Origin of the sequence: Micromonospora fluostatini (assembly GCF_050410825.1) — a bacterium.
Classification (GTDB): domain Bacteria; phylum Actinomycetota; class Actinomycetes; order Mycobacteriales; family Micromonosporaceae; genus Micromonospora; species Micromonospora rosaria.
This window is the reverse complement of sequence record NZ_CP191251.1, coordinates 730,198-756,986: the sequence shown is the minus strand read 5'-3', so window position 1 is coordinate 756,986 and position 26,789 is coordinate 730,198. Positions and strand designations below refer to the sequence as shown.

At 69.7% G+C, this 26,789-nt stretch carries 24 protein-coding genes, 1 tRNA gene and 2 pseudogenes; 10 read left to right on the top strand and 17 right to left on the bottom strand.

Annotated features, from left to right (window positions below; genetic code table 11):
- Positions 1–30: 30 nt before the first annotated feature.
- From ltrA to ACQUFX_RS03500, 3 genes and pseudogenes are all read right to left on the bottom strand, one after another.
- Entirely contained in the window at positions 31–1,491 is a 1,461-nt protein-coding gene (ltrA, locus tag ACQUFX_RS03510; RefSeq protein ID WP_428961622.1) for a group II intron reverse transcriptase/maturase, read from the bottom strand.
- 594 nt (positions 1,492–2,085) lie between these two features.
- A pseudogene (locus ACQUFX_RS03505) lies at positions 2,086–2,750 on the bottom strand (IS5 family transposase); the annotation flags it as partial.
- Between the two features lie 164 nt (positions 2,751–2,914).
- Entirely contained in the window at positions 2,915–3,739 is an 825-nt protein-coding gene (locus ACQUFX_RS03500; RefSeq protein ID WP_428964597.1) for a class I SAM-dependent methyltransferase, read from the bottom strand.
- 252 nt (positions 3,740–3,991) lie between these two features.
- Between ACQUFX_RS03500 and ACQUFX_RS03495 the strand changes: the two genes are divergently transcribed.
- Entirely contained in the window at positions 3,992–5,380 is a 1,389-nt protein-coding gene (locus tag ACQUFX_RS03495; RefSeq protein ID WP_428962273.1) for an IS1380 family transposase, read from the top strand.
- 211 nt (positions 5,381–5,591) lie between these two features.
- Here the strand turns inward: ACQUFX_RS03495 and ACQUFX_RS03490 are convergent, their stop codons facing one another.
- The 3 genes from ACQUFX_RS03490 to ACQUFX_RS03480 all read right to left on the bottom strand — a co-directional run bounded on the left by ACQUFX_RS03490 (position 5,592) and on the right by ACQUFX_RS03480 (position 8,623).
- On the bottom strand, positions 5,592–5,927 hold the full coding sequence (locus tag ACQUFX_RS03490) for a PPC domain-containing DNA-binding protein (RefSeq protein ID WP_428964596.1): 336 nt from the start codon (positions 5,925–5,927) through the stop codon (positions 5,592–5,594).
- A 7-nt stretch (positions 5,928–5,934) separates the two neighbouring features.
- Positions 5,935–7,227, bottom strand: a complete 1,293-nt coding sequence (locus tag ACQUFX_RS03485) for a helix-turn-helix domain-containing protein (RefSeq protein ID WP_428964595.1) — start codon at positions 7,225–7,227, stop codon at positions 5,935–5,937.
- Between the two features lie 163 nt (positions 7,228–7,390).
- Positions 7,391–8,623 carry an IS701 family transposase gene (locus ACQUFX_RS03480; RefSeq protein WP_428964594.1) on the bottom strand — a complete coding sequence of 411 codons (1,233 nt, stop codon included), beginning with the start codon at positions 8,621–8,623 and terminating at the stop codon, positions 7,391–7,393.
- A gap of 569 nt (positions 8,624–9,192) precedes the next feature.
- Here ACQUFX_RS03480 and ACQUFX_RS03475 point away from each other — a divergent pair.
- Positions 9,193–9,723 (top strand): helix-turn-helix domain-containing protein, encoded by a 531-nt coding sequence (locus tag ACQUFX_RS03475; protein ID WP_428964593.1) that lies wholly within the window; start codon positions 9,193–9,195, stop codon positions 9,721–9,723.
- A gap of 6 nt (positions 9,724–9,729) precedes the next feature.
- Here ACQUFX_RS03475 and ACQUFX_RS03470 read toward each other — a convergent pair whose 3' ends face one another.
- On the bottom strand, positions 9,730–10,068 hold the full coding sequence (locus ACQUFX_RS03470; protein WP_428964592.1) for a hypothetical protein: 339 nt from the start codon (positions 10,066–10,068) through the stop codon (positions 9,730–9,732).
- A 124-nt stretch (positions 10,069–10,192) separates the two neighbouring features.
- Positions 10,193–10,786, bottom strand: coding sequence for a hypothetical protein (locus ACQUFX_RS03465; RefSeq protein WP_428964591.1), 594 nt, complete (start codon positions 10,784–10,786; stop codon positions 10,193–10,195).
- A 406-nt stretch (positions 10,787–11,192) separates the two neighbouring features.
- Between ACQUFX_RS03465 and ACQUFX_RS03460 the strand changes: the two genes are divergently transcribed.
- The 5 genes and pseudogenes from ACQUFX_RS03460 (at position 11,193) to ACQUFX_RS03440 (ending at position 13,438) form a co-directional block, all read left to right on the top strand.
- Complete coding sequence (locus tag ACQUFX_RS03460; RefSeq protein WP_428964590.1) at positions 11,193–11,501, top strand: hypothetical protein; 309 nt, start codon at positions 11,193–11,195, stop codon at positions 11,499–11,501.
- Positions 11,502–11,560: 59 nt separating this feature from the next.
- Positions 11,561–11,779 carry a hypervirulence associated TUDOR domain-containing protein gene (locus ACQUFX_RS03455; RefSeq protein ID WP_428964589.1) on the top strand — a complete coding sequence of 73 codons (219 nt, stop codon included), beginning with the start codon at positions 11,561–11,563 and terminating at the stop codon, positions 11,777–11,779.
- Positions 11,766–12,107: pseudogene (locus ACQUFX_RS03450) on the top strand (DUF3140 domain-containing protein); the annotation flags it as partial. The gene ACQUFX_RS03455 and the pseudogene ACQUFX_RS03450, both read left to right, overlap by 14 nt.
- Before the next feature lie 63 nt (positions 12,108–12,170).
- The gene (locus ACQUFX_RS03445) at positions 12,171–12,920 is read left to right on the top strand and encodes an SDR family NAD(P)-dependent oxidoreductase (RefSeq protein WP_428964588.1); all 750 of its coding nucleotides are present in this window, start codon (positions 12,171–12,173) and stop codon (positions 12,918–12,920) included.
- Positions 12,921–12,973: 53 nt separating this feature from the next.
- A complete protein-coding gene (locus ACQUFX_RS03440) occupies positions 12,974–13,438 on the top strand; it encodes a MerR family transcriptional regulator (protein ID WP_428964587.1) in 465 nt (154 codons plus the stop codon).
- Between the two features lie 51 nt (positions 13,439–13,489).
- Here ACQUFX_RS03440 and polA read toward each other — a convergent pair whose 3' ends face one another.
- From polA to ACQUFX_RS03400, 8 genes are all read right to left on the bottom strand, one after another.
- Positions 13,490–16,189, bottom strand: a complete 2,700-nt coding sequence (gene polA / locus ACQUFX_RS03435) for a DNA polymerase I (protein WP_428964586.1) — start codon at positions 16,187–16,189, stop codon at positions 13,490–13,492.
- Between the two features lie 146 nt (positions 16,190–16,335).
- Positions 16,336–17,046, bottom strand: coding sequence for an ABC transporter ATP-binding protein (locus ACQUFX_RS03430; protein ID WP_428964585.1), 711 nt, complete (start codon positions 17,044–17,046; stop codon positions 16,336–16,338).
- Entirely contained in the window at positions 17,036–17,971 is a 936-nt protein-coding gene (locus ACQUFX_RS03425; RefSeq protein ID WP_428964584.1) for an ABC transporter ATP-binding protein, read from the bottom strand. The genes ACQUFX_RS03430 and ACQUFX_RS03425 overlap by 11 nt, the downstream gene beginning before the upstream one ends.
- Positions 17,964–19,082: a branched-chain amino acid ABC transporter permease gene (locus tag ACQUFX_RS03420; protein ID WP_428966845.1), complete on the bottom strand. Its 1,119-nt coding sequence runs from the start codon at positions 19,080–19,082 to the stop codon at positions 17,964–17,966. Before ACQUFX_RS03420 ends, ACQUFX_RS03425 begins: the two co-directional genes overlap by 8 nt.
- A 32-nt stretch (positions 19,083–19,114) precedes the next feature.
- Positions 19,115–20,065 (bottom strand): branched-chain amino acid ABC transporter permease, encoded by a 951-nt coding sequence (locus tag ACQUFX_RS03415; protein WP_067372176.1) that lies wholly within the window; start codon positions 20,063–20,065, stop codon positions 19,115–19,117.
- A gap of 97 nt (positions 20,066–20,162) precedes the next feature.
- Entirely contained in the window at positions 20,163–21,326 is a 1,164-nt protein-coding gene (locus ACQUFX_RS03410) for a branched-chain amino acid ABC transporter substrate-binding protein (RefSeq protein ID WP_428964583.1), read from the bottom strand.
- 252 nt (positions 21,327–21,578) lie between these two features.
- The gene (locus tag ACQUFX_RS03405; RefSeq protein WP_428964582.1) at positions 21,579–22,832 is read right to left on the bottom strand and encodes a hypothetical protein; all 1,254 of its coding nucleotides are present in this window, start codon (positions 22,830–22,832) and stop codon (positions 21,579–21,581) included.
- A gap of 99 nt (positions 22,833–22,931) precedes the next feature.
- Positions 22,932–23,552 carry an ANTAR domain-containing response regulator gene (locus ACQUFX_RS03400; protein ID WP_067372183.1) on the bottom strand — a complete coding sequence of 207 codons (621 nt, stop codon included), beginning with the start codon at positions 23,550–23,552 and terminating at the stop codon, positions 22,932–22,934.
- An 81-nt stretch (positions 23,553–23,633) separates the two neighbouring features.
- Between ACQUFX_RS03400 and ACQUFX_RS03395 the strand changes: the two genes are divergently transcribed.
- A tRNA-Leu gene (locus ACQUFX_RS03395) sits at positions 23,634–23,719 on the top strand.
- Positions 23,720–23,841: 122 nt separating this feature from the next.
- Here the strand turns inward: ACQUFX_RS03395 and ACQUFX_RS03390 are convergent.
- Positions 23,842–25,002: a trans-sulfuration enzyme family protein gene (locus tag ACQUFX_RS03390; RefSeq protein WP_428964581.1), complete on the bottom strand. Its 1,161-nt coding sequence runs from the start codon at positions 25,000–25,002 to the stop codon at positions 23,842–23,844.
- 102 nt (positions 25,003–25,104) lie between these two features.
- Between ACQUFX_RS03390 and ACQUFX_RS03385 the strand changes: the two genes are divergently transcribed.
- Positions 25,105–25,584: an Lrp/AsnC family transcriptional regulator gene (locus ACQUFX_RS03385; RefSeq protein ID WP_428964580.1), complete on the top strand. Its 480-nt coding sequence runs from the start codon at positions 25,105–25,107 to the stop codon at positions 25,582–25,584.
- 39 nt (positions 25,585–25,623) lie between these two features.
- Positions 25,624–26,646, top strand: coding sequence for an LLM class flavin-dependent oxidoreductase (locus ACQUFX_RS03380; RefSeq protein ID WP_428964579.1), 1,023 nt, complete (start codon positions 25,624–25,626; stop codon positions 26,644–26,646).
- The last annotated feature ends 143 nt before the right edge of the window (positions 26,647–26,789 follow it).

The following is a 26,789-nucleotide window of genomic DNA, read 5'->3' as shown; positions in this document are numbered from 1 at the left end:
GACTTTCACCGCACCGGGCTCTCCACGAGGTCATGCCGTTGGGGGTGGGCTTGTCGTGGGCTGCCAGGGGTTCGGGATCTTGGTGCCGCGATAGCGGTATCGGGTCACGGGGACCTTCGCCATCTTGAACAACTCGACCCCGTCGAAGGCGATGGGCTGCCACCCTTGCGGGGTGCGCAGCCATCGCCGGATGGCTCTCCAGGTCATGCGGTTGCGGCGCATCACCCAGTTGATCACTCGCCACCAGATGAAGTTCTGCAGGTGGGAGAAGGTGTGCTTGGCGACCGCGTGCTTGAAGTAGTTGGCCCATCCACGCTGGATGTAGTTGATCCTCACCAGCGTTTCCCGGTAGCTCAGATGCGACAACCGGCGGGTCAGTGACTTGATCTTCCGTTTCAGCGCCTGGACCGGCTTGTCTGCGATGAACGTGTAGACATGCCACTTGCTCGTTCCTCGTTTCCGCTGCCAGACGATGCGGAATCCGAGGAAGTCGACCCCGTCGGCAAGGTGGGTGATCCTGGTCTTGGACTCGGATAGGCGCAGGCCCATCGTCGCCAGGACGGTGCTCACCTGGTCTCGCAGGTCCTCGACGTGTTCCTGGTTGCCGTGGACCAGGACGAGGAAGTCGTCGGCGTAGCGGACCAACTGCCACGTCGCCAGCCCTTTGGCGCGTCGTTGCCTGCGCTGCTGGCCGGTGCCCGCTGCCGCCCATTGCTCGGCGAAGAACTCGTCGAGAACCGACAACGCGATGTTGGCCAGCAGTGGTGAGAGGATCCCTCCTTGGGGTGTGCCGGACGTGGTCTCGTTCCGCTCGCCGAGCTCAGTCATGATCCCGGCCTTGAGGAACGCCTTCACCAACGTGAGCACCCGCTTGTCCTTCACCCGCGCCCGCACCCGGTCCATCAGAGCCGGGTGGTCGATACGGTCGAAGCACGCCTCGATGTCCGCGTCCAGCACCCACCGGTAACCGGCGGTGGCCAGATGATGGATCTCGGCGATCGCGTCGTGCGCACGCCGGTTCGGCCGGAACCCATACGAACAAGGCTGAAAATCCGCCTCGAAGATGGGCTCCAGGACCAGCTTCAGCGCCGCCTGGACCACGCGGTCCGTGATGGTCGGTATCCCGAGCCGGCGTAGTTTCCCACCGGTCTTGGGGATCATCTTCTCCCGTACTGGTAGCGGCCGGAACGTGCCGGCCTTCAGCAGGGAACGGACATGGTCCAGGAACACCTCGGGCCCTGCCATGCTCACGTGCACGGCGGTGACGCCATCCACGCCAGCAGTGCGGGCTCCGGCATTCCCGGCGACCCGTTGCAACGCCACGACCAGCGTGGCCGGGTCGCTGACGAAGTTGTAGACATCGTCAAACCGGCGACCGTGGTCGGCCACCGCCCAACGGTGCAGTTTGATCTGCATTCCCCGTACCCGTGTCCATGCCTCTTCCGGGGTCGGCCACGCGACGGTGGCATCCACCACCGTGTCTTCGGGCATTGCAGTACCTCCCTTGCGATCTCGCTGCCGCCCTTCCCCATGTGACCGGCTCTCCCGGCCTCGGAGTACTACGACGGCTCCGCCCTCTCCCGACCCGATCGGCCGACGGTGGACCCAGCCCGACGTGTCGTCTCCGGATGAGACGCAGCCGGGCAGGACCGGGAGAGTTCCCGTGTTCACTGACTGATCGCTCGACGAAGGAGGCACCCGGCTATACCCCCGCGGCATCGCCACGGCTACCCCGCAGCACTTCACCGTGGCCTTCCTGACCGCTGAACAAAGACGCCCAGGAAGTTCCGGTCCCGAGAGAAGAGGACCAGGACGCACCGCACCCAGCCCATATCCGCCAGGTTCGAGCTGGTAGGGATCGTTAGGAGGCTTCAGACACCGGTTCCTCGCGTATACCTCTCCGTCTCGCTTGCCGGACCCGCGCCATCTGGCAGTACTGGTCACGTCCCGGCGTTGTCGGGGCCGCTTGCCACCCTCCCCGGCACCTCCCGGATCAGGCTGCCCCCAGCTTCACCGAACTGCTGCGACAGCCCGGCGGCGAAGGTCTCTCACCTCCACTCGATCAATCAGCGCCTCACGGCGCACTCTCTCGACCACCCACCTGGATACGCCCAGACCGGAGCCGTGGGGTTGACCGCGGCGGGCGATCCGCGGCCGGATGCCCTTGGCGCGTACGGCCCGGCGGTACTTGTCGTGGTCGTACGCACGATCGGCGAAGAGCTGGTTGGGGTGCTGGCGGGGTCGGCCACGGCGGCCCCGGACCGGCGGGATCTTGTCGATCAGCGGGAGCAGTTGGGTGACGTCGTGGCGGTTGCCGCCGGTCAACGCGACGGCCAGGGGGATGCCGGCGCCCTCGGTCAGGACGTGATGCTTCGAGCCCGGGCGGGCGCGGTCGACCGGGCTCGGGCCGCTTTTGGGCCACGCCGGGCGGCCCGCACATGCGAGGAGTCGATCACGGCGCGAGACCAGTCGAGTTTCCCGGCCGCCTGCAGCTCGGCCAGCAGCAGCTCGTGCAGCCGCTGCCACACTCCGGCCCGGTTCCACTCCTCCAGGCGCCGCCAGCAGGTCATTCCCGAGCCGAATCCCAGTTCTTGGGGCAAGAACTCCCACTGGATGCCCGTGTGCAGCACGAACAAGATCCCGCACAGCACCTGCCGATCCGGGATCCGCCTGCGCCCCGGGTGCCGAGGATTGCGCTCAGGCTTGGGCAGCAACGGCTCGATGCGCTGCCACAGCCCGTCCGGCACGATCCACGGCGGCTGCTCACCACGCCTCACGGCCCGACATCGTAGATCGTTCTCTAGAGAGGACGAAAGACCCAGAGATCATTTTGTTAGGACCTCTAAGTCACAATCCCGTGCTCACGTCGTCGGTGCCGTGGCCGCATGCCGTGGCACCCGGCTTGCTGGGTCGGTCATGTGGTGCTTGGACGCCGGGCCACGAAGATGGCCGTGCCAGGGAACAGCCGGCCTCGCAGAGGGCTCCATTGGCCCCAGACCTCTTCGTGTCCTGGTGGCCACTCCGGTTCCACTACATCGCTGAGGACGAAGCCGGCGGCTGTCAGTTCTCGGACGCGATCACCGAAGGTGCGGTGTGCCTCGATGTAGGTCGGTACACCCGCTGAGTCCTCTTCGATGTAGGGGCGACGGTCAAAGTAGGAGTGGACTGCCATCAGGCCACCCTCGCCGGGGTCGTCGAGAAAAACCCAGCGCATGGGGTGAGTGACGGCAAAGATCCACGCCCCGCCTGGGCGGAGCACCCGGAAGACCTCGCGCATGAGGGCTTCGGAGTCTGCGACGAACGGAACCGCCCCGAACGCGGTGTGCACGGTGTCGAACGTGCCTGTCCTGAACGGAAGCGCCAGTGCGTCAGCTTGCACGAGCGGTACATGTACGCCTGAGCGTTCGGCGGCTAGCCTGGCGTGTCTCAACATGCCGGCAGACAGGTCTAGCGCGGTCACGTCTGCCCCTTGACCGACCAGCCACCGGGAGCCCGCAGCCGCGCCGCAGCCCAGTTCCAGAAGCCGAGCCCCTTTGACGTCACCGAGGAGTCGCGCGTCCGCTTCGCGTAGACCCTCGGGGCACCACACAAGGTCAACATCTCCGAGAAACGCGCCGTGTTCCTCCTGGTAGTTGTCCGCATCGTGGTCCCACCAACGGCGGCTCGCAGCTCTACCCTCATCGCCCGACACCATGCGGCGGGTTACGGCGGGCTCGGGGTGGGGCGGGCGATCGTCCATCCTGGTAACGGTACGGATCGCGGCAATCGGCACGACAGCAGGTGTCAAGGTTGATCAGAGGCGGGCCGGTTCGAGGCCACCCCTGGTCGCGCTACCGTCAACGCCCGGATCACGTCGAGGTTGTGATGCCTCAGCCTCGATCCACCGATGAAGGCTGGGTTGGCGAGACCCCGTAGACAGAAGGTGCCCCTTGAGCTGGAAGGATAGGAGTTCTCACGCTTCTATCGTTCGGCTCGAAAGGGCACCTCGCAGGTGAGATTACGCCATGACGCGCCGGTGGTGCGCGCGACGTTTGATGATCCGAATCTGGTGTCGTGTGCCGGGCTGGTGCCGGTGATGCGGCTGGCCGAGCGGGCCGGTCTGCATGACGCGGTCACCGACCGGTTGAGCCTGCCGACGGACAAGGGCGCGAACCCGGCCGGGAAGGTCGCCACGATCATCGCGGGGATGCTCGCCGGTGCGGACAGCATCGACGACCTCGACGTGACCCGGCACGGCGGCATGCGGTCGCTGTTCACCAGCGTGTACGCGCCCTCGACACTCGGCTCGTTCCTGCGCACGTTCACCCATGGGCATGTGCGGCAGTTGCAGGCCGCCGCCCGAGACACGTTGATCGGCCTGGCTCGGCGGGCACCACTGCTGGCCGGCGCCGACACGCTGTGTTTTGTGGACATCGATTCGATGCTGCGGCGGGTGTTCGGCAAGCGCAAGCAGGGCATCGGGTTCGGCCACGCCAAGGTCGGCGGCTACAACGTCTGGCTGCGCGGCTACAACCCTGTGGTGGCGACGTTGTCCACGCCGTTGTCGGTGCCGGTGATCGCCGCCACCCGACTGCGCGCCGGTAACGCCGGCTCGGCCCGCGGTGCGGCCAGCATGATCGCCGAGGCGATCACCACGGCCCGCTCGTGCGGCGCAACGGGGGAGATCGTGGTGCGCGCCGACTCGGCGTTCTACGCCAAGACCGTCATCGCCGCCTGCCGCCGCCGCAAGGTGCGGTTCTCACTCACCACCCGGATCGACGCGAAGATCCGCACCGCCTGCGAGAGCATCACGGACGCCCAGTGGATCGACATCAAGTATCCGCAGGCCGTCTGGGACGACGACGCCGGAAGGTGGATCTCCGACGCGCAGATCGCCGAGACCGAGTACACCGCGTTCGCCGGCACCCGCCACCAGATCACCGCCCGGCTGATCGTGCGCCGCGTCCGCCGCGACGACCCCGCCCAGGCCCCGGGCCAGGAAGAACTGCTGCCCACCTACCGGTATCACGCGGTGTTCACCGACAGCCCCTACACGCTCGTGCAGGCCGAAGCCCAGCACCGCCAACACGCGATCATCGAGCAGGTCAACGCCGACCTGATCGCCGGACCCCTCGCGCACCTGCCCTCGGGCCGGTTCAGCGCGAACGACACCTGGCTGACCTGCGCCGGCATCGCCCACAACCTCACCCGCGCCGCCGGACACCTCGCCGCCGGCGCCTGGGCGACCGCCCGCCCGGCCACCATCCGCACCCGGATCATCAACGTCGCCGCCCGCCTCGCCCACCGGGCCCGCACCATCATCGTGCACCTACCCGAGCACTGGCCCTGGCAAGCAGCGCTCGACAACCTCTACACCGCCGTCGGGCCGGCACCCGGCTGACCACGACCCACCAGCCGGAACCAGGCGGCCCGACCACAGGCCACAACCCCCGCTACCCGCCCCGAACCACCCAACCGGAGCAAGCCGATCACGTAATCGGCGGCTCCCACACACCCTGCCGAATCACCAATCACAAAAAGATCAATTGGCCATCAGCGGCAACCGCATCGGTGGATCGAGGCTCAGGTGGGCCAGCAGCCTGTGGTTACCCCTACTGCAACGGGATCGTGTATGCGTGCACGAAGAAGGCTTCGACGTGGGCCCAGTGCAGGTGACCGGCAAGGGCAACGTCGCCCTCTCGGCCGAGGACCACATGCACATGGACTTTGCCGTCCCGGATCTCGCCGGTGCCGCTCAGCTCGAATGGCTGCCGGTACTCGTTGACGATATCCGTGCTTGCGTCGCCCGCTGACATGTTACTGATTGCACACTCATCGACAGCGCCGATGAGAGAGACGATTGCGCCATTCATTATGCCCTCTTCCGCTGCACGCCGGGCAAGCGTGGCGATTACTTCTTCGCCGGGCTTTACGATCAACAGCTTCATTGGTCGCTTATCCATTCGATAGAGGAGTGGTGCCGGCGAGAACCGCCGCATATGCGCGCAGGTTCTCGCGGCACGGTTCGTCCTTCACGGCCAGCATCAGAGCGGATCGCATCCGCATGTTCTCGGCGTCTACGTAGTTCGCGAGCAGCACGGCGCTGCACCATCGGGCGGCAGCGTCGCGATTGTTTGTAAGCTCATCGGCGAGGCGGAGCGATGCCCAATCTTTTGTTTCGTCACCTTCACCAAGGGTCCGGCCCACCGCTTGTGTGTTTGTTGCGCCGGATAGATGTGCTGCTCGCTCCCATGGCAGTTCTAGGACTCGACTTGCGACGGCCGTGACGTAGAGGTGTCGGGCGTCTTGGTCGCTGCGGATGGCCGAGATTGCCGCGTCGCCCAGGTCGGCAGCTCCGATCTTGGCGAGGATGCCGGCGGAGTTGACTCTGAGGACGGCGGTGGCACCGCTACGCATCCATGCGGTCAGGCCCCGGCGTGCTCCCTCGCTTTCGGCTGCCAGGGCGCTGATGGTGAGGTCGGTGGCGTGACTGGTCTGCGCAGTGGCCAGGAGATGCCCGCTGCCCTGCGCGATGTCGCCAAACACCCGGTGGGCAACGAGAACGTCGGTCAGTGCCGGGTCCGTGAATCGGTAGGCTCCGCCTGCCGTTCGCATGACGTGTGGGTGAGCGTTCAAGCGATTAGCGATTGACTGCGAGATCTGAGAAGAGTCCAGCTCGTCTTTGCGGTTCTGCCAAAGGTGCCATGCGAGCCACTCGACGGCCTCGTGGTCGCCGATCGGGGGAGCAGGCATCGAAGGGCCGTACAGAAACCCGCTGGCGGCGGCAGAGGCCGTAGAGGCAAAGAACTGGCGGCGGTTCACTGTGCCCTCTTTCTCGCCCAACTCTCCGCTGGCGGCCGGCAGGGCGAACCACAATCGGCCTTCCGGTATGTGTAGCACTGCTGCCCACTGCGCCAAACGGTCAAGGTGGACGACGGGGGGACCGTTCTCGATCCGGCTTAGCTGAGCTTGGCTCATGCCGACCCAGGAAGCGGCCTGATCTTGAGATATCGACTGGCGGCCATGGTAGGGGTGTGTTCGCCAGGCCCGGATCACCCGGCCCATGTGGCGGTCTTGTAGCGCCTGGGCAAGGACGACCTCGTTCCAGAAGTCGGCCGGGACCTCCGGCACTACCACCCCTGGGTGCTGGCGGCCGTGGGACGAGCAGGGCGAGCAGCGGCCACCGGTGTTGTCGCGTGCGAGCCGTGCGCCGCAGCGGCAATAGCGGGTCTGGTGGGTCGATGTCATCTTGGCGTCCTTGCGTGGCTGCCGAGCCTTGATGGTAGGCAGTGCCTCTCCAAGATCCCATCCGAGTGCGGGTTGTGCCCATGCATGAGACGCATATCGACATCCGCCCTCTGTCATGTTGCCCAAGGTCCGCCCTCCGGCATCGCGTCCTAATACTCCAACGTCACTTGGCCTGTCTGCGCTGGTAGTGGGATCGGCGGGCTCGGGCTTGGGATGTGCGTCGCCAGATTGACCAGTGCAGGGTGTGTTCTGGCGGGAGCGATGCGGCGAGGACGAAGGCGTTGAGGAGGCGGCGGATCTCGGCGACGGTCAGCGCGATGATCTCCGGGTCGGTGTCGGGCTGCTGCGCGGCGAGGATGGTCAGGACGGCCAGGGCGAGCATGGCCAGGGTGATGAACCGGTGCCAGCCGGTCCAGCCGCGGACCTGGTAGTGGTCGAGGCCGACCTGGCCTTTGCCGGTCTGGAACAGCTCCTCGATGCTCCAGCGGGAGCCGGCGACGGTCACGAGGGTGTGCAGCGGCACCGGGCGGGGTGACCAGCACAGGTAGAAGGCCAGCTCGCCGGTGGTGCGGTTGCGGCGGATCAGCAGCCACCGGTGTTCACCGGGCTGGGTGGCGGTGGTGATCCAGGCCCACAGGTAGTCGCGTGGTCCTTTCGCTCCGGGTCCGCAGCTGTGCAGCTGCCACTCGGCGGTGGGGATCCGCTCGGCGAGGTCGTCGACGCGGATCAGGGTGCGGCCGTCGTTGACGTGCACGCGTCGGTCGCAGCCGACCGCGAGGACGTAGCCGATCCCGCGATGTTCCAGGTTGTCGCGGAGGGCGGGGTCGGCGCCGTAGACCTCGTCCCCGGTCACCCATGCGAACGGGACTCCGGCATCCAACGCGGCGGCGATCATCTGCCGGGCCAGAGCGGGCTTCGTGGCGAACTCGACGTCGTCCGGGACCCCGGCGGCGGCGAGGCGGTCGGGCTGGTCGCACCAGGTCGTCTCGGGTAGGTAGAGCCGGCGGTCGATCATCGCCCGGCCGGCAGGTGTCACGTAGGCCAGGAACACTGCGACCTGACTGTTCTCGATCCGGCCGGCGGTGCCGGTGTACTGCCGCTGCACCCCGACCGAGCACACGCCCTTCTTCAAGAACCCGGTCTCGTCGGTCACCAGCACCGCGTCGGGATGGCCGAGCTGCTCGATCAGCCACTCACGCAGGTCATCGCGGACGGCGTCGGCGTCCCACACCGCCGTGCGCAGCAGCCGCTGCATCGCCTGTGGATCCCCGTGACCCGCCCGCTCCGCAAGCGACCAGCAGGTCTTTCGTTCGGCCTCCGACAGCAGCCCTGCTACGAACTGCCCGGCCGTCGCCCGCGGCTCGGCCCGCACGAACCGGTCAGCGACACGCCTCATCGCCTCGTCCAGGATGACCCGCCACCCGGCGGGGTCTACGCTGTGGCCCGCGGCCACCGCACGATCTTCGATTGTCCTCACAAACCATCGATGATCAACGCGGTGGCCGTCCTCATGCCTACGCCACGCCCAACGCCGAAGCCAAGTGACGTTGGAGTACTAACGATAAGCGACAAGTCGATTACGGCGCTGCGGCTCCTGCTTGCGCTGCTCAGTCCGCGCAGGCAGGCGGTCGGCACGGTGCGCTAGGCCGGACAACACCCGGTCTTCCGCTCGCAGCGCGTACGGCCACGCAGCATGAAAGGCGGTTAAAGATGGCCATGTACCCCGGCGGCGAACAGGTCGATGCCGCGCAGGTTGCGCTTGAGCGGCACGCGGTGTCGAGCGCGGATGGTAGGTGTCTGAGCTGCGGAACGGCGGGGCCGTGCGCTTCCCGGGAAGCGGCGATTCTGGTCTTCACGCGATCACTGCGTCTGCCCAGCCGGCGGCCCGGGGCTACTCGCCCAGAACTGATCGGCGCGCGTCGTGTCGGTGTGCCCATGCTGCTCGCGGCACGGTAGGTGGTCGTCATGGCTGTTACCACCGCTGCGCTGATCCCCCTGCCTGCTGCGGAGCGGGTGACACCGGAAACGGTCGCGGATGCTCGTCGGCTGCTGGGGGCTCGGTTAGCGGACACGCGCAGGGCTGCCGGTGTCAGACAGGTGGGCCTCGCCCGGATGGTGCGGTGGTCTCGCAGCACGGTCGCCAACGTCGAGACGGGACGGCAGTCAACTCCACGGGAGTTCTGGTTGGCGTGTGATCTTGCTCTGGGTGCCGGCGGGCTGTTGGTGGCCGGGTGGGCGGAGACCAACGCGCTGTCGAGCCGCTTGCGCGATCAGATAGCGATGGAGCGGATTCGGCTGCGCTTGTCTGAGTCGCCGCCAAGGTGCGTGTGCCGCGATCTTCAACGCCTGCTCAGTGAAGTGGCTGCGTCGGCGCAGCCCGGTCCACCTACCACCGGAAACCCTGACCACCGTCATCAACGCGACAGTCCACCTGGCACCGCGACTACCAGGGCTGACCCCGCCGAATCCGTAAAGGGAGATACGCGCCGAGGCTGACCGAACCTAAAGGTCAATCTCGTCGTCATTGTCGGGTGCCGGAACCCAGTACGGTTCCCGTTCAACCGGCACAACGAGCGCCGCTGCCGGACGCGACCTCGCCCACCTCAGAACCTCGTCGCGGGTGCCTTCGATCTCCTCGACGCCGGCCGATTGGCCGCCCGGCAGTTCGTCTATCCATTTCGCGGCCCACACGATCCGCCGGTCCAGGTTGCGGCCCTTGTGGATATAGACGGTGCCGAAACCGGGGCGGGGGGCAGGCATGACCTGTTGGGGCGCAATTTCGCTGTTGCGCATCTCCGCAGGCAAGTAGAAGGCGTTCGTGCGGCGGCGGGAGTCCTCCATAAGCGGATGCTACCCGACTGGCGCAGGTTCGGGCCGGAAAGCGGATCGAGCGCCGCGTGATCACTCTTGATCACGCGGCGCTCGACCTTCAGAGGCTATTCAGATCGATCTCGCCTTGGATCTGTCAGGAAGGGCTCCAGCCGGAGCCGTACCAGGCGCTGCCCAACTGCGGCGGGTCGTCCAGGTTGTACGCCCCGGCGGAGTTGCGGTGGAACTTCGGGCTCTTGATGAAGGTGTACCAGCGGCCCGGGTACGAGCTGGACGGGTCCGTCCAGTCGAACTGGTGGGCCACCCCGGCGTGGGCGACCGTGCCCTCATAGGCGCTGTAGCCACCCGAGCCGAAGCCGTTGACCAAAGCTCCGGCCCCGTACGGGCCGCCGCTCCACGTCCGATAGGTCGAGCCCCCGCTGACCGGGTAGCCTTCGGGATGGGCGGTGCTGAAGTACAGCCGCTCACCTGACGCCCGGACCTGCTTGGTGCCACGCGTCGACTCGAACTGGAAGGGCTTCGACGTGGACGAGCCCCCGCTGAACTTCACCTCGATGAAGAACTCGGTACTTCCCAGCGTGGTGCCGTTGTAGCCGTATATGCCATCGCCGCTGAACTCGGCCCAGTAGTTCGCGACGTAGTACCAGCACCCGAGCACCGAGCACGTTCCGCCGCTGGTCCGGACCTTCGACGTGTCCGGGCAGACCCATGCGCCCTTCCGTGCGCTCACCGGACTGGAGCACTGGTCCACCCCGGTTGCGGTCGCGGCTTCGGTGTACGCCTTCGTCGTCGTGCTCGATCGGGAGTCTGCGACTGCGGGAGCGGCGCTCGCGGTGAGCCCACCGCCAGCCACCAGCATTGCGGCGAGTAGCAGTCTTGCGAACCGTTTGACCATCGCCTCTTCTTCCTTCGACGGTGTTCGGCAATAGCCGTTCGGCCGATCGCCATTCACCTTGACCTCAGGGGATGGGCATAAGGGAAATCCAGGCCCTTAATCGAAAGATGTCCCCGTGCCTCACGTGGACGCTATTGCTGAACCTGCCCAACACGCAAGCCTATCGATTGTCGGAGTTCGACTCCGACAATTTCAGCGACACCCATGACCGGGATTATCTGAACGAGGATTCCCATGTGCGTTGACCTTCACCGACCGAGAGATCCTGGCCACCGCCACCCACCCTGACTTCCGGGCATGGCTTGCCCGCATCCGCCACATCGGCGGCTGCCAACACCCCGTCCACCTCGTCGGCCACACCCTGACCGTTGCGCCGAGCCAATCCCGACACCTGATCCCTGGTGTCCGGACGCGGTCGCGTTTCCGGCTGGGTCGGCAGCCCGGCCCCGCCGGGGTGCCGCAGTACGAGCTGGTCGCCGACAGCGCCGACGTCATCGAGCTGGCCGAGCCGTTCGAACTCAAGCTGCCGGTCGCCGCGATCGCCCCGTAGCCACGCTCGCCCGTAGCCGGCGACCGTTTCCGCCCCGCCGTGCCGGGTACCCGCGGGACATGGCCGAGCAGAGGTTCCGCAAGGGCGACCACGTCTCCTGGGCCAGCCACAGCGGCCGGGGACACGGCGTCATCAAAGAGGAGTTGACCGAGCGCACCCATGTCCGGGGGCGGGTGGTGGACGCGTCCCCGGAGCAGCCGCAGTACCGCATCCGCAACGACCACTCGGGCCGCGACGTCGCCCACCGGCCGGAGGCGCTGCGCCATGAGCCCTCGTGACCAGGGTCGGGACACCTACCGCGAGTTCACCGAGGCGGTGAACATGACCCCGGGTGAGCTGTCCCGGTGGTTGGAGAGCGACGAGTCCAAGCACGTCGGCTGGCTGAAGAAGGGCACCCGGGGCGGCGAGTCGGTCGGGCACGCCTCCGGTCGGCGGATCATCGACCTGTTGCGGCGCAAGCGCGACGAGTTGACCGACAACGACTACAAGCACATGCGCAAGGTCGTCGGGTACGTGCACCGGCACATGGCGCAGCGCCCCTCCGGCGACGTCCGGGACACCCGGTGGCGCTGGTCGTTGATGAACTGGGGGCACGACCCGCTGAAGTGAGCCGGTCCGGGCCGCCCCGGCTTGACCCTGCCGCTGACGGCAGGGTCGGACGATCGGCGCATGGAAAACACGCCACCACGCGTCGTCGTGGTCACCGGCGCGGGCACCGGCATCGGACGCGCCACCGCCCGGGGGTTCGGCCGCGACGGCGCGCGGGTCGTCGCGGTCGGCCGCCGGGACGCGCCCCTCGCCGCGACCGCCGCCGGTCACCCGCTGGTCACCCCGCTGGTCGCGGACGTCACCGCGGTCGACGGCCCCGACCGGATCGTCCGGTACGCGCTGGACCGGTTCGGCCGGCTCGACGTCCTGGTCAACAACGCCGGCGTGGCCGGTGCCACCCCGCTCGACGCCCTCCCGGCCGACCAGGTCGACCGGCAGGTCGCCACGAACCTGGTCGCGCCGGTGCGGCTGGCCGGGGCGGCGCTCCCGGCGCTGACCGCCGCCCGGGGCGTACTGGTGAACGTCACCACCGCCGTCGGGCAGCGCGGCTGGCCGGGCAGCTCGGTGTACGCGGCCACCAAGGCCGCCCTCGACTCGCTGACCCGGAGCTGGGCGGTGGAGCTGGCCGCCCGCGGGGTACGGGTGGTGGCGGTGGCACCCGGCGCGGTGGACACCCCGATCGGCGAGCACCAGGGGCTCACCCCGCAGCAGCGGGACGGCCTGCGCCGGTGGCAGCTCGCGCACACCCCGGCCGGGCGGATCGGCCGCCCCGAGGAGGTAGCGTGGGCGATCCGGCAGCTCTGCGCCCCGGAGGCCGCCTTCGTCACCGGCGTGGTGCTGCCGGTCGACGGCGGCGCGGTGGTCGCCTGAGCGGGGCGCGACCGGACCTCGGTGGCCGGGGCCCGGGGCGGAGACACCACCGGGTGGGATCGGGGCGGATCATCGGCAGGGCGGAAGCGGACGGGACCGGCGGCGCCCCGGTGCGCTGGCTGCGGATCGGGGAGCTGGCCCGCCGCACCGGCAGCACGCCCCGCGCGCTGCGCCACTACGAGCAGCACGGACTGATCGAGGCGCACCGGTCGGCCAACGGGTACCGCAGCTATCCGGAGGCCACGGTGACCCGGGTCCGCAACATCCGGCACCTGCTCGTCGCCGGGCTCACCCTCGACGACGTCCGGGCGTTCCTGCCCTGCCTGGACGGTGACCTGACCAGCGCCGCACCGGCACCGGAGGGCATCCGGGTCGGGCTGGCCCGCCTGGCGGTGCTCGACGCCCGGATCGCGGCCCAGACGGCGGTCCGGGACCGGCTGGCCGCCGCCCTGCGTGCCGCGGCCGGCCCCCTCACCGAGCGCGACGGCCGGCCGTCGGCACCCACCACCGGCCGGTGAGCCCGCCACCCGCCGGTGTGGCCCGGGGCCGGCCGGTGCGGCGCGGGCGGGTCAGTGGTCGGCGCTGTTCCAGTCGCGGCCCTCGCCGACGGAGACCTCCAGCGGCACCGCCAGCGGGTGCGCGCCGCCCATCTCCCGCCGGACCAGCTCCTCCAGCGGCTCCCGCTCCCCCGGGGCGACCTCGAAGACCAGCTCGTCGTGCACCTGCAACAGCATCCGCGAGCGCAGCCCCGAGTCGCGCAGCGCGGCGTCGACGTGCAGCATCGCCACCTTGATGATGTCCGCCGCCGAGCCCTGGATGGGAGCGTTGAGCGCCATCCGCTCGGCCATCTCCCGCCGCTGCCGGTTGTCGCTGACCAGGTCGGGAAGGTACCGCCGGCGGCCCAGGATGGTGGAGGTGTACCCGTCGTGACGGGCCCTGGCGACCACCTCGTGCAGGTAGTCGCGCACCCCGCCGAAGCCGGCGAAGTAGTTCTCCATCAGGCCACGCGCCTCCTCGGCGCTGATGCCGAGCTGCTGGGACAGGCCGAACGCGCTCAGCCCGTACGCCAGGCCGTAGTTCATCGCCTTGATCTTGCGACGCTGGTCGGCGGTGACCGCGCCGACCTCGACCTCGAAGACCGACGAGGCGGTGGCGGCGTGGAAGTCGGCGCCGGAGTTGAAGGCCTCGATCAGCGCCGCGTCCCCCGACAGGTCCGCCATGATCCGCATCTCGATCTGGCTGTAGTCGGCGGTGAGCAGGCAGTCGTACCCCTCGCCCACCACGAAGGCGCGGCGGATCCGCCGCCCCTCCTCGGTCCGGATCGGGATGTTCTGGAGGTTGGGCTCGGTGGAGGAGAGCCGGCCGGTGGCCGCCACCGTCTGGTTGAAGGTGGTGTGGATCCGGCCGTCGTCGGAGACCGACTTGAGCAGGCCGTCGACGGTGGACTTCAGCTTGGCCACGTCCCGGTGGCGCAGCAGGTGGTGCAGGAGCGGGTGCTCGGTCTGCGCGTACAGCCACTGCAGGGCGTCGGCGTCGGTGGTGTACCCGGTCTTGATCTTCTTGGTCTTGGGCAGCCCCAGCTCCCCGAAGAGGATCTCCTGGAGCTGTTTCGGCGAGCCCAGGTTGAACTCCCGGTCGACCACCGCGTACGCCTGCTGCGCGGCGGCCTTCACCTCGGCGGCGAAGTGCGCCTCCAGCTCGGTGAGGTAGTCGGTGTCGGCGGCGATGCCGATCCGTTCCATCCCGGCGAGGACCCGCATCAGGGGCAGCTCCACCTCGGCCATCAGCCGGGCCGACTGCTCGCCGTCGCGGGACAGCTCGGCGTCGATCGCGTCGGCCAGGTCGAGGGTCGCCCGGGCCTGGAGCATGAGATTCTCCTCGGCCTCCCCGTCGTTGCCGAGCCCCTCCAGGGTGAGCTGACCGGTCTCCGGGGCGTCCACCCGCAGCTCCCGGTGCAGGTAGCGCAGGGCCAGGTCGGTCAGGTCGTAGGAGCGCTGGTCGGGACGGGCCAGGTAGGCGGCGATCTGGGTGTCCCGGACGATGCCGGCCAGCTCCCAGCCCCGGGCGGCGCAGGCCAGCACCGCCGGCTTGCTGTCGTGCAGCACCTTCGGCCGGGCCGGGTCGGCCAGCCAGGCGGCGAGGGCGTTCTCGTCGCCCGGCTCCAGCGGAGCCGGGTCGAACCACGCCGCCGCCCCGTCGCCGGTGGCCAGCGCCATGCCGAGGACGGTGGCGGTGTGCCGCCGGTTCGGGCCGGTGTCGAGCTTGACCGCCACCCCGACCGGGACCCCGGCGGGGGCGTGCGTCTCCAGCCAGCCGCTCACCGCGCCCGGCTCGGTGAGCACCTGACCGGCCAGCTCGAAGCCGGACTCGGCCTCCGGCTCCACGGCCTCCAGGTACTGGTAGAGGCGGTCGCGCAGGATGCGGAACTCCAGGGTGTCGAAGACCTGGTGCACGGCCTCCCGGTCCCACCCGGTCCAGTGCGTGTCGGCGGGGGTCAGCGGCAGGTCGAGGTCGGCGACCAGGCAGTTGAGGTCGTAGTTGCGGATCACGTCGGCGAGCCGCTCCCGCAGGTTGTCGCCGGCCTTGCCCTTGATCTCGTCGGCCCGCGCGATGACGCCCTCGACCCCGCCGTAGAGGGTGATCCACTTGGCCGCGGTCTTCGGGCCGACACCGGGGACCCCGGGCAGGTTGTCACTGGTCTCGCCGACCAGCGCGGCCAGGTCGCGGTAGCGCTGCGGGCCGACGCCGTACTTCGCCTCGACCGCGGCGGCGTCCATCCGGGCCAGGTCGGAGACGCCCTTGCGCGGGTAGAGGACGGTGATGTTGTCGTCGACGAGCTGGAAGGCGTCCCGGTCTCCGGTGCTGATCAGCACCGACATGCCCTCGTCGCGGGCCCGGCAGGCGAGGGTGGCGATGACGTCGTCGGCCTCGTACCCCTCCTTCTCCACCACCGGGATGCGCAGCGCGGCGAGGACCTCCTTGACCAGGCTGACCTGGCCCTTGAAGTCGGTCGGGGTCTCGCTGCGGCCGGCCTTGTACTCCGCGTACTTCTCGGTGCGGAAGGAGCGGCGGGAGACGTCGAAGGCGACGGCGATGTGGGTGGGCCGCTCGTCGCGCAACACGTTGATCAGCATCGAGGTGAAGCCGTACACCGCGTTGGTGGGCTGCCCCGTCGTGGTGGAGAAGTTCTCCACCGGCAGGGCGAAGAACGCCCGGTATGCCAGGGAGTGTCCGTCGACGAGAAGCAGGCGCGGGGTCGTAGCTGTCACGCAGGCGACTCTAGTCCGTACGCCCGACATTCCCGGCCCCGGCGTGGCCGCGCGCCGGGGGCCGGCCCCGGGACGCGACGACCGGGCCCGACACGCGACGACCGGCCGGTGGGCGTGCCACCGGCCGGTCGTCGGGCCCGAATCGGTCAGGCCACGCCGAGGTACGCCTCCTTGACCGCCGGGTCGTGCAGGAGTTCCTGGCCGGAGCCCTCCTTGACGATCCGACCGGTCTCCAGCACGTACCCCCGGTGGGCCCGGGAGAGCGCCTGCTGGGCGTTCTGCTCCACCAGCAGGATGGTCGTCCCCTGCTCGTTGATCCGCGTGATGATCTCGAAGATCTGCTGGATCAGCATCGGGGCCAGCCCCATCGAGGGCTCGTCGAGCAGCAGCAGCTTGGGACGGGCCATCAGGGCCCGGCCCACCGCCAGCATCTGCTGCTCACCGCCGGAGAGCGTGCCGCCGGCCTGCTTGCGGCGCTCCTTCAACCGGGGGAAGAGATCCATGACCATGTCCAGGTCCTTGTTGATCTCCGACCGGTCCTTGCGGGTGTAGGCCCCCATCTCCAGGTTCTCCATCACCGTCATGCCGGGGAAGACCCCCCGACCCTCGGGCGCCTGGCCGATGCCCCGGACGACCCGCAGGTCCGCGCGCATCCGGGTGACGTCGGTGCCGTCGAAGGTGATGGTGCCGGCGGCCACCGGCCGCAGCCCGGAGATGGCCCGCATGGTGGTGGTCTTCCCGGCGCCGTTCGCGCCGATCAGGGCCACCACCTCACCCTCGTTGACCACGAGGCTGATCCCGTGCAGTGCCTGGATCCGCCCGTAGAGCAGGGTCAGGTCCTTGATCTCAAGCAGCATCGGTCGGCACCCCCAGGTACGCGGCGATCACCTTCGGGTCCTCCCGCACGTCGGCGGGCAGCCCGTCGGCGATCTTCTTGCCGAACTCCAGCACGACGATCCGGTCGGTCACACCCATGACCAGCCGCATGTCGTGCTCGATCAGCAGCACGGTGGTGCCGCTGTCACGGATCTTGCGGATGAGGACGAGCAGCTCCTCCTTCTCCGCCGGGGTGAAGCCGGCAGCCGGCTCGTCCAGGCAGAGCAGGGTCGGGTCGGTCGCCAACGCCCGCGCGATCTCCAGCCGGCGCTGCTCGCCGTAGGAGAGGTTCCGGGCCAGGTCCCCCGCGCGTCGCTGGATACCGACGAAGCGCAGCAGGTCGTGGGCCTTCTCCCGACCGTGCTTCTCCTCCTTCCAGTGCCGCGGCAGGCGCAGCATGGCGGAGATGACGCTGGTCTTGTGGTGGGCGTCCGCGCCCACCATCACGTTCTCCAGCGCGGTCATCTCCGGGAAGAGCCGGATGTTCTGGAACGTCCGGGCGATGCCCGCCTTGGTGATCCACGACCGGCGCTTGCCGCTGACCCGCTCCCCCTTGAACCGGATCTCGCCCTCGGTCGGGCGGTAGACGCCGGTCATGGCGTTGAAACAGGTCGTCTTCCCGGCACCGTTCGGGCCGATCAGACCGAGGATCTCCCCCTTGTACAGGGTGAAGTTGACGTCGTTGAGGGCGACCACACCGCCGAAGCGGAGGGTGACGTGGTCGACCTCCAGCAGCGGCTCCCGGCCGGCCGGGTCCGGCGTCGCCGGGGTCGGCTCTGCCGACTTCGCCGACTCTGCCGACTTCGCCGGCGGCTCGGGCGGCACACCGACCGGGGTCCGGCCGTCGGCGACGATGTCGCGGTCGCTGGTCTCGTCCCGCTCCGTGTTCATCTTCGGGTCACTCACTGGGCACCGTCTCCTGGGGAACCGCTTCCTTACGCCGGTCGGCGAACTCGGCCGCCCGCCGCCGGTTCGGCACCAGACCCTGCGGCCGGAAGATCATCATCACGATGATGATCAGACCGAAGATCAGGATGCGGTACTCGGCGGTGTCGAAGTCCAGCCCGATGATCTGGCCGAAGCCCCGGAACCACTCCGGCAGGTACCAGGTCAGCGCACCACCGATGATGGCACCCTTGATCCCGCCGGCGCCACCGAGGATGACCGCCGCCAGCACCAGGATCGAGCTTTCCAGCAGGAAGCTGTCCGAGTTGATGAAGGTCTGCTTGCCGGCGAAGATCGCCCCGGTCAGACCACCCACCGCCGCGCCGATCGCGAACGCCCACAGCTTGTACTTGAACGTGGGCACGCCCATGATCTCGGCCGCGTCCTCGTCCTCCCGGATGGCCACCCAGGCCCGACCCACCCGGCTGCGCTCCAGGTTCCGCATCGCGAAGATGATCACGATGATCACGGTGAGGATCAGCCAGTAGTAGGGCTTGGAGTCCACCACCCCGAACAGCGGCTTGCCGTCCACCATGGGGCCCGGCGGGTGCTGCACCTCCGGGATGCCCCGCTGGCCCTGCAACAGGCCGTCGTTACGGGCGGCGTAGAGCCGGATCATCTCGGCGAAGCCGAGCGTCACGATCGCCAGGTAGTCGCCCCGCAGCCGCAGGGTCGGTGTACCGAGGATGACACCGGAGATCATCGTGACCACGATCGCCACCGGCACCGCCGCCAGCCACGGCCAGGTCAGCTCCAGCCGGCTCGCCGGCGAGGTCAACAACGCCACCGTGTACGCGCCCACGGCGTAGAAGCCGAAGTACCCCAGGTCGAGCAGACCGGTGAAGCCCACCACCACGTTCAGGCCGACCGCCAGCAGGACGAACACCGCCGTGTCGAACAGCACGGCCGCGAAGTCGGAGCGGGTGGTGTAGAACGCGAAGTACTCGCTGCCGATCGGGAAGCCCAGGTACTCGTAGAACCACCGGTTGGGCAGGATGTAGAAGAAGGCGACCAACGCCGCCAGCCCGGCCCAGCGGACCTGCTTGGGCATGTCCGACCAGCGCTGCCTCATCTGGGCGAGCTTTCCCTTGTGCGCGGTCGCCGTCATGCGCGTGCCCTCCCCAGCGACTCACCGAGCAGACCGGTCGGCCGGAACATCAGCAGCACAACCAGCAGCACGAAACCGGTGAAGTCCTTCCAGTCACCACCGAACAGGCCGGCGGCGTAGTTCTCCGCGATACCGAGCAGGAGACCACCGAGCAGCGCACCGCGCAGGTTGCCGATACCACCGAGGACGGCGGCGGAGAACGCCTTCAGCCCGATGAGGAAACCGACGTTGAACTTGGTGTAGCCGTACCGGACGCTCCACAGCAACGCCGCGACGCCGGCCATCAGGCCGCCGAGGACGAAGACCAGCATGATGACCCGGTTCTTGTTGACGCCCATCAGGGCCGCCGTGTCGGCGTCCTGGGCGACCGCCCGGATACCGCGACCGAGCCGGCTGCGGTTCACGAACTGGTCCAGCGCGGCCATCATCACCAGGGTGACGCCGAGGACCAGCAGCTGGATGTTGGTGACCGCCGCGCCGAAGACGGTGAACAGGGTCTCCGAGGGGATCATCACCGGCATACCGAACGGCGCCCGGTGGGTACCGACGCCGAAGGCCTCGGCGATCACGAACGACGCGCCGATGGCGGTGATGAGGAAGGCCAGCGGCGGAGCGTTACGCTTACGCAGCGGACGGTACGCGACCACCTCGACGGTGACCGCGGTGAGCGCCGAGGCGGCCATCGCGGCTCCCAGGCCGACGAGCACCGCCACCAGCATGGCGCCGAACGCCGGCGCGGCGGTGTTCTGGTTGTACCCGAGGGCCTCCCAGGTCCACAGGGCGGTGAAGGTACCGACCATGAAGACCTCGGAGTGGGCGAAGTTGATCAGGCGGAGAACGCCGTAGACCAGGGTGTAGCCGAGGGCGACGAGCGCGTAGATCGCGCCCTGCTCCAACCCGGTTATGGTGAGTGCGGGAAAGTTCCCGAAGAACTCAGCGAAGTTCACGTGGGGGCTCCAAGTGTGCGGCCAAACGGCGCGGCCGGGAGCAGAACTCCCGGCCGCATCGTCAGGCGTCCCGGTAAGGCGGGACCGGATGCTCCGGTCAGGCCTTGGGGATCTCGACGTCCGGCACGACCTGGCCGCCAGCGACCTTGAAGGCCCAGACCACGACCTGCGCCGGGTCCAGCTCGCCGTTGGACTCGAACTTGTAGGTCACACCGGTCGCGGTGCCGGCCTTGTTGTAGGCCTTGATGAAGGCGAGCATGTCCTCACGGCTCGACTTCCCGTCCTTGATGCCCTCGAGGAAGATCTTCGTGATGTCGTACGACACGTCGCCGTAGGTGCCCGGGTCGGCGTTGAACGCGGCCTTGTAGTCGTTCACGAAGGAACCCTCGGCCTCGGTGGCCGGGGCGCAGGGGCAGGTCAGGATGGTGCCCTCGGCGACGGCGTTGCCGGCGACCTTGATGAAGTTGGCGTCGTTGACGCCGTCACCGGCGACCATCGTGCCCTTCCAGCCGGCCTCCTTGAGCTGCTTGAGCAGCAGGCCCGCCTCGGTGTAGTAGCCACCGAAGAAGAGCGCGGTCGCGCCACTGCCGACGATCTTGCTGACGACGGCGGAGAAGTTGGTCTGCTTGACCTGGACCTTGTCCTCACCGGCCACGGAGCCGAGGACCTTCTTGACCTCGTCCACCAGACCCGCGCCGTACGCCGACTGGTCGTCGACGACGTAGACCTTCTCGGCCTTCAGCACGTTCTTGATGTACCGACCGGCGGCCGGGCCCTGCGAGGTGTCGTTACCGACGCCCCGGTGGAAGATCTTCCAGTTCTTCTCGCTCAGGCTCGGACGGGTCGCCGACGGGGTGATGATCGGCAGACCGGCCTGGTCGAAGATCGGGTCCGCGACCTCGGACTCACCCGAGAACGCCGGGCCGACGATGCCCACGACCTTGGGGTCACCGACCGCCTGCTGGGCCAGCGCCGGAGCCTTGGCCGGGTCACCCTGCGAGTCGTACTCGGTGAGGGTGACCTTGCAGTCCGCGTTCTCGGTGTTGTACTGGTCGATGGCCAGCTTGGTGCCGTTACGCATGTGGATACCGAGACCCGCGGCGTCGCCGGTCAGCGGCCCGAAGAAACCGATCTTAAGGTCGCAGGCGGCGGAGCTGCCGCTGCTCTCGCTGCCACTGTCGGCCTTACACGCGGCCGCGCCGCTGATGACGAGCGCGCTGATGGCCACACCACCGAGCACCCGTGCGAGCTTCTGCCTCACGGCTCGTACCCTCCTTGTTCGATGGCCCGACCCGCCACCGACAGGACCCTGCGAGGTGGACCAGGCTGACCGCGATCCCGGTCTGGGGCCGGACGTTATCCCACCGCCGAGTGATGGCGTAAGGCCCGAGAGTGGGGATTGACCGAACCGTTACACGCCATGGCCGATCGGGCGCGATCGCTGTAAGAAAGCCGTGTTCCGAACGTTTTTCGAGCCCGTTTCGGCAACGGAAACCGGCGGGCCGGGCACCCCTCACCGGACGAGATCGGCCACCCGAACGGACCAGACCCCGGACGACCGGCCGTCGTCCAGCGCCACCAGCAGCACCCCGTCGGCCTGGGCCACCGCCACCGCCGCGTCCCCGCCCGACGACACCGGCACCGGCAGCACCAGCCGTCGCCACGAGGCACCGGCGTCCCCGGACCACCACACCGAGCGCTCGGTACCGGCCCCGACCGCCGCCACCAGCGACGAACCCTCCGCCGCGAACCCCGCCACCGACCGGACCCCCGACCCGCCGGCCGCCGCCGGGCTCCCCAGGGCGACACCGAACCCACCGGCCAGCCGCCACTGCCCGGCCGCCCGCCGCCAGAGCACGAACTCCTCGCCGACCCGGCCCAGCACCACCGGCTCCCCCGCCGCCAGCGCCACCCGCTCCGCCGACCCGCCCCCGGCGGCCACCGGCTCGTCCGCACCGGTCGCCCCGGCGGCCCGGCCCGCGACCGGCAACACCGCGCGGTGCCACGCCCGGCCGTCCAGCGACGTCCAGACCAGCGGCAGGAAACCCGTACCACCGGCCGGCAGCAGCACACCCGCCACCAGCCAGCCCTCTCCCACCGCCACCGCGTCCCGGCCGAAGGTCCGCCCGCGCGCGTCCCCGGCCAACTCCGGTGCCCCCTCCAGCAGGGTGAACGCCGCCGCGTCCGGCGCGGCGGTCCAGACCGCCGCGCCGGCGACCCGGCCCCCGGCGATCAGCCATCCCGGTGGGCCACCCGCGATCCGGGCCACGTCCACCGCCCGCGGCCCACCGAACACCTCGAACTCCGCCGGCACCTCCACCAGCCCGCCGTCGGCAGGTTGCCGCCAGGAACTCACCCGGGGATTGCCGTGCGCCCCACCGGACTTGGCCCCCAGCGCGGCCACCGCCGCGCCCCGGCAGCCCACCGCCGACACCACGTTCTGCGCACCGTAGAACGACTCCGCCCGCACCGGCCGCGCCACCCAGGACCGGCCGTCGGCGCTCGCCCAGAAGGCCGGCCGGGTCGCCCCGCCGGGATCGGCGACCGCGCCCACCGCGTACCAACGGCCACCGCAGGCCACCACGTCGCGCACCAGCACCCGGCCCGGTCCACCGGCCGGCACCGGCAGCGCCCCGGCCACCCAGCGGGGCCGCAGCGGGGCCGGCTCGTGCCGGGCACCGGGCTCGTCCCCGACCCCGGCCGCGTCGCAGCCGGCCACCAGCAGGACCGTACCCACCAGGGCCGCGACCGCACGCCGCGCACGCACGAGGGCGATGGTATCGATCCGGACCACCGCCCGGCAGCCCCGGACGGCCCGCCGACGCGGGCCTCGACCGGGCCGACCGGAGCCGGCCGACCGGGTCGGTCAGGGCGCCGGCTGGGCCACCTCACCGCCGGCGGTCTCGGCGAGGATCCGCTCGGCGACCTCCTTCATGGTCATCCGGTGGTCCATCGCCGTCCGCTGGATCCACTTGAACGCCTGCGGCTCGGTCATCCCGTACGTGGTCATCAGGGCGCCCTTGGCGCGCTCGACCGTCTTGCGGACCTCCAGCCGGTCGGTCAGCCCGGCGACCTCCGACTCCAGCGCGGCGATCTCCGAGTACCGGGACAGCGCGATCTCCACCGCCGGCACCAGGTCGCTCTTCTGGAACGGCTTGACCAGGTACGCCATCGCACCGGCGGCGCGGGCCCGCTCGACCAGGTCCCGCTGGCTGAACGCGGTCAGGATGATCACCGGGGCGATCCGGGCGCCGGCGATCCGCTCGGCCGCGGCCAGCCCGTCCATGATCGGCATCTTGATGTCGAGGATGACCAGGTCGGGCTTGAGCTCCTCGGCCAGCCGGACGGCGGTCTCCCCGTCACCGGCCTCGCCGACGACCTGGTAGCCCTCCTCGACCAGCATCTCGGCCAGGTCCAGCCGGATGAGCGCCTCGTCCTCGGCGATCAGTACCCGCCTGCGCTCGGCATCCGTCTGCATCTCGCCCACGAGCCACTCCCACCATCGATCTTCGAACCACTGCCACCCATGTTCCCGCAGAAGCCTAGTCCGGTACAGTTGTGCACACCCGCCGGGATGGTGGAACGGCATACACGGAAGTCTCAAACACTTCTGCCCGAAAGGGCTTGCGGGTTCGAATCCCGCTCCCGGCACCACGCACACACCTGTTCGACACACATCTGTTCGACGCCGCGGGGGCGCGGGCCCTCGTCCCGAAGCCCCTGGTCGATCCCTCCCGGCTGCGGGCCGCCCGCGCTGCGGCCGCCCGCGTGGTGATTCAGCCGAGCGCGGCGAGCGCGCGGGCCAGGTCGAGGCGCAGGTCCTCGGGGTCCTCCAGGCCGACGGAGATCCGCAGCAGCCCGGCGGCCGGCCGGGCGTCGCCCTCGACCGGGCGGTGGGTGAGCGAGGCGGGGTGCTGGACGAGGGTGTCCACGCCGCCGAGGGAGACCGCGTGGGTGATCAACCGGCAGGCGTCGGCGACGGCCGTGGCGGCGCGGACGCCGCCGCGTACCTCGAAGGCGAGCAGGCTGCCGGGGCCGGACATCTGGCGGCCGACCAGTCCGGCCGGGTCGTGCAGGCTGGGGTGGTGGACCCGGGTGACGGCGGGGTGGTCGGCGAGCCAGCCGGCGATCTTCTCGGCGCCGGCCTGTTGGGCGCGGACCCGCAGGGGCAGCGTCTGCAGGCCACGGTGCAGCAGGTACCCGCCGAGGGGGTGCAGGACCGCGCCGGTGAGGGCACGGACCTGGCGCAGCCGGGCGGCCCAGTCGGCGTCGCAGGCGACGACGCCGGCGAGGACGTCGCCGTGGCCCCCGATGCTCTTGGTGGCGCTGTGCAGCACGAGGGTGGCGCCGTGCCGGGTGGGCTGCTGGAGGACGGGCGTGGCGACGGTGTTGTCGACGAGCAGCGGCACGTCACCGGCGGCGGCGGCGAGTGCGGCGATGTCGACCAGGTCGAGGGTGGGGTTGGCCGGGGTCTCGGCGACGACCAGGGCGGTGTCGGGGCGGACGGCGGCGGCGACCCGGTCGGAATGGGCCCAGGTGACGGTGGTGCCGAGCAGCCCGGTGGCGAGGACGTGGTCGGTGCCGCCGTAGAGGGGACGGACGGCCACGACGTGGCGGCGACCGTCGCGGGTGGCGGCGAGGAGGGTGGCGGTGAGGGCGGCCATGCCGCTGGCGAAGGCGACGGCGTCGGTGGTCCCCTCGAGGTCGGCGAGGGCGGTCTCGAAGCGGGCCACGGTGGGGTTCCAGAGGCGCTGGTAGACGGCGGTGGCGCCGGGCGGGAGGGGATCGCCGCCGGCGAGGGTCTCGTACGCGTGGCCGCCGTCGGCGACGCCGGGCAGCGGGTTGGTGGTGGAGAGGTCGATCGGCGGGACGTGGACGCCGAGGGCGGCGAGGTCGGCGCGCCCGGCGTGCACGGCTCTGGTGTCCACGGTCGTCATGGCCGGAAGGGTCGAACATCAGAGCACTGAGAAGCAAGACAACAGCAGAAAATTTTTTCCACGCCTCTTCTGTGATGGTGATGTTCGGGGAAAGATGGGCGGATGCCTGCCGCACCGAATGATCTGCGGCCGTTCGCGGCCCTGGACGACGTCGACCGCGCGATCCTGACCGAGCTGGCCGCCGACGGCCGGCTGCCGAACAACGCCCTGGCGCAGCGGGTGGGGGTGGCGCCGTCGACGTGCCTGGCCCGGACCCGGGCGTTGCGGGAGGCCGGGGCGATCCGGGGGTTCCACGCCGACGTGGACCCGGCGGCGGTGGGGTTGCCGTTGCAGGCGCTGGTGTCGGTCCGGTTGACCGCGCACGAGCGGGCGGCGGTCGACGCGTTCCGGGCCCGGTCGGCGCGGCTGCCGGGGGTGGTGTCGGTGTTCCACGTGGCCGGGGCGGAGGACTACGTGCTGCACGTACGGGCCGCGTCGGGGGACGCGCTGCGGGACTTCGTGCTGGACCACCTGGCGGTGGACCCGGCGGTGCAGCACACCCAGACCAGTCTGATCTTCGAGCAGGTACGCGGGGCGGGGTGACCCTTTCGACAGGGCGGAACAGGGGCCGGTCGCGGCGGGTTGCACCCCGGTGTGATCGACGTACCGTTGTCTGTTCTTGACCTTGCCCCGGTCGCGGCCGGGACCACCGTGGGCGCCGCCTTGCGGCACACCACCGAACTGGCCCGGCGCACGGAGGAGCTGGGCTACCACCGCTTCTGGGTGGCCGAGCACCACAACATGCCGGCGATCGCGAGTTCCGCGCCGGCGGTGCTGCTCGCGCACCTGGGGGCGGCGACCTCGACGATCCGGTTGGGCTCCGGCGGGGTGATGCTGCCCAACCACGCGCCGCTGGTGGTGGCCGAGCAGTTCGGCACCCTGGAGGCGCTGCACCCGGGCCGGATCGACCTGGGCATCGGCCGGGCGCCGGGGACCGACCAGGTGACCGCGCTGGCGTTGCGCCGGACGATGCAGGGCCTGTCGGCGGAAGGGTTCCCGCAGGAGTTGGCGGACCTGGTCAACTACTTCACCGGGGAGCAGCCGGGGCCGATCGTGGCGACGCCGGGGCGGGGTGACATGCCGGCGGTGTGGCTGCTGGGGTCGAGCGGGTTCAGCGCGCAACTGGCCGGGCTGCTGGGGTTGCCGTTCTCCTTCGCGCACCACTTCAGCGCGCAGCACACGCTGCCGGCGCTGGCGTTGTACCGGCAGCACTTCCGGCCGTCGCGCTGGCTGGCGGAGCCGTACGCGATGGTGGCGGTGAACGCGGTGTGCGCGGAGACCGACGGGCGGGCCGAGTGGCTGGCCGGGCCGAGCGCGTTGTCGTTCCTGCGGCTGCGGTCGGGGCGGCCGGAGCCGCTGGTGAGCCCGGACGAGGCGGCGGCCTACCCGTACACGGAGGTGGAGCGGGAGTTCGTGCTGTCCCGGCGGGAGGGGCAGGCGCTGGGGTCGCCGGAGACGGTCCGCCGGCAGTTGACGGAGTTGCTCGCCCGTACCGGCGCGGACGAGCTGATGCTGACCACGTTGGTGTACGACGTGACGGACCGGGTCCGGTCGTACGAGCTGATCGCCGAGCAGGTGGCGGGTGGGCTGCGCCGGGCCGTGTGACGGAGGGCACCTGACCGTTCCCGGGTGACGTTCGCGCAGCTCAGACGGGCGGTACGAACGGTTTCCGGGCACGCTGAAACACGGTCTTCATAGTCGCGTCACCCCACTGTCTCCGACCCCGCCTAGTTTTATCCCCGGTGGTG

Coding starts and splice junctions, on each gene's coding strand:
- ltrA (WP_428961622.1), bottom strand. CDS start 1,491: ATGCCCGAAGACACGGTGGTGGATGCCACCGTCGCGTGGCCGACCCCG.
- ACQUFX_RS03500 (WP_428964597.1), bottom strand. CDS start 3,739: ATGGACGATCGCCCGCCCCACCCCGAGCCCGCCGTAACCCGCCGCATG.
- ACQUFX_RS03490 (WP_428964596.1), bottom strand. CDS start 5,927: ATGAAGCTGTTGATCGTAAAGCCCGGCGAAGAAGTAATCGCCACGCTT.
- ACQUFX_RS03485 (WP_428964595.1), bottom strand. CDS start 7,227: ATGACATCGACCCACCAGACCCGCTATTGCCGCTGCGGCGCACGGCTC.
- ACQUFX_RS03480 (WP_428964594.1), bottom strand. CDS start 8,623: ATGAGGCGTGTCGCTGACCGGTTCGTGCGGGCCGAGCCGCGGGCGACG.
- ACQUFX_RS03475 (WP_428964593.1), top strand. CDS start 9,193: ATGGCTGTTACCACCGCTGCGCTGATCCCCCTGCCTGCTGCGGAGCGG.
- ACQUFX_RS03470 (WP_428964592.1), bottom strand. CDS start 10,068: ATGGAGGACTCCCGCCGCCGCACGAACGCCTTCTACTTGCCTGCGGAG.
- ACQUFX_RS03455 (WP_428964589.1), top strand. CDS start 11,561: ATGGCCGAGCAGAGGTTCCGCAAGGGCGACCACGTCTCCTGGGCCAGC.
- ACQUFX_RS03445 (WP_428964588.1), top strand. CDS start 12,171: ATGGAAAACACGCCACCACGCGTCGTCGTGGTCACCGGCGCGGGCACC.
- ACQUFX_RS03430 (WP_428964585.1), bottom strand. CDS start 17,046: ATGCTGCTTGAGATCAAGGACCTGACCCTGCTCTACGGGCGGATCCAG.
- ACQUFX_RS03420 (WP_428966845.1), bottom strand. CDS start 19,082: ATGAGGCAGCGCTGGTCGGACATGCCCAAGCAGGTCCGCTGGGCCGGG.
- ACQUFX_RS03390 (WP_428964581.1), bottom strand. CDS start 25,002: ATGACGACCGTGGACACCAGAGCCGTGCACGCCGGGCGCGCCGACCTC.
- ACQUFX_RS03385 (WP_428964580.1), top strand. CDS start 25,105: ATGCCTGCCGCACCGAATGATCTGCGGCCGTTCGCGGCCCTGGACGAC.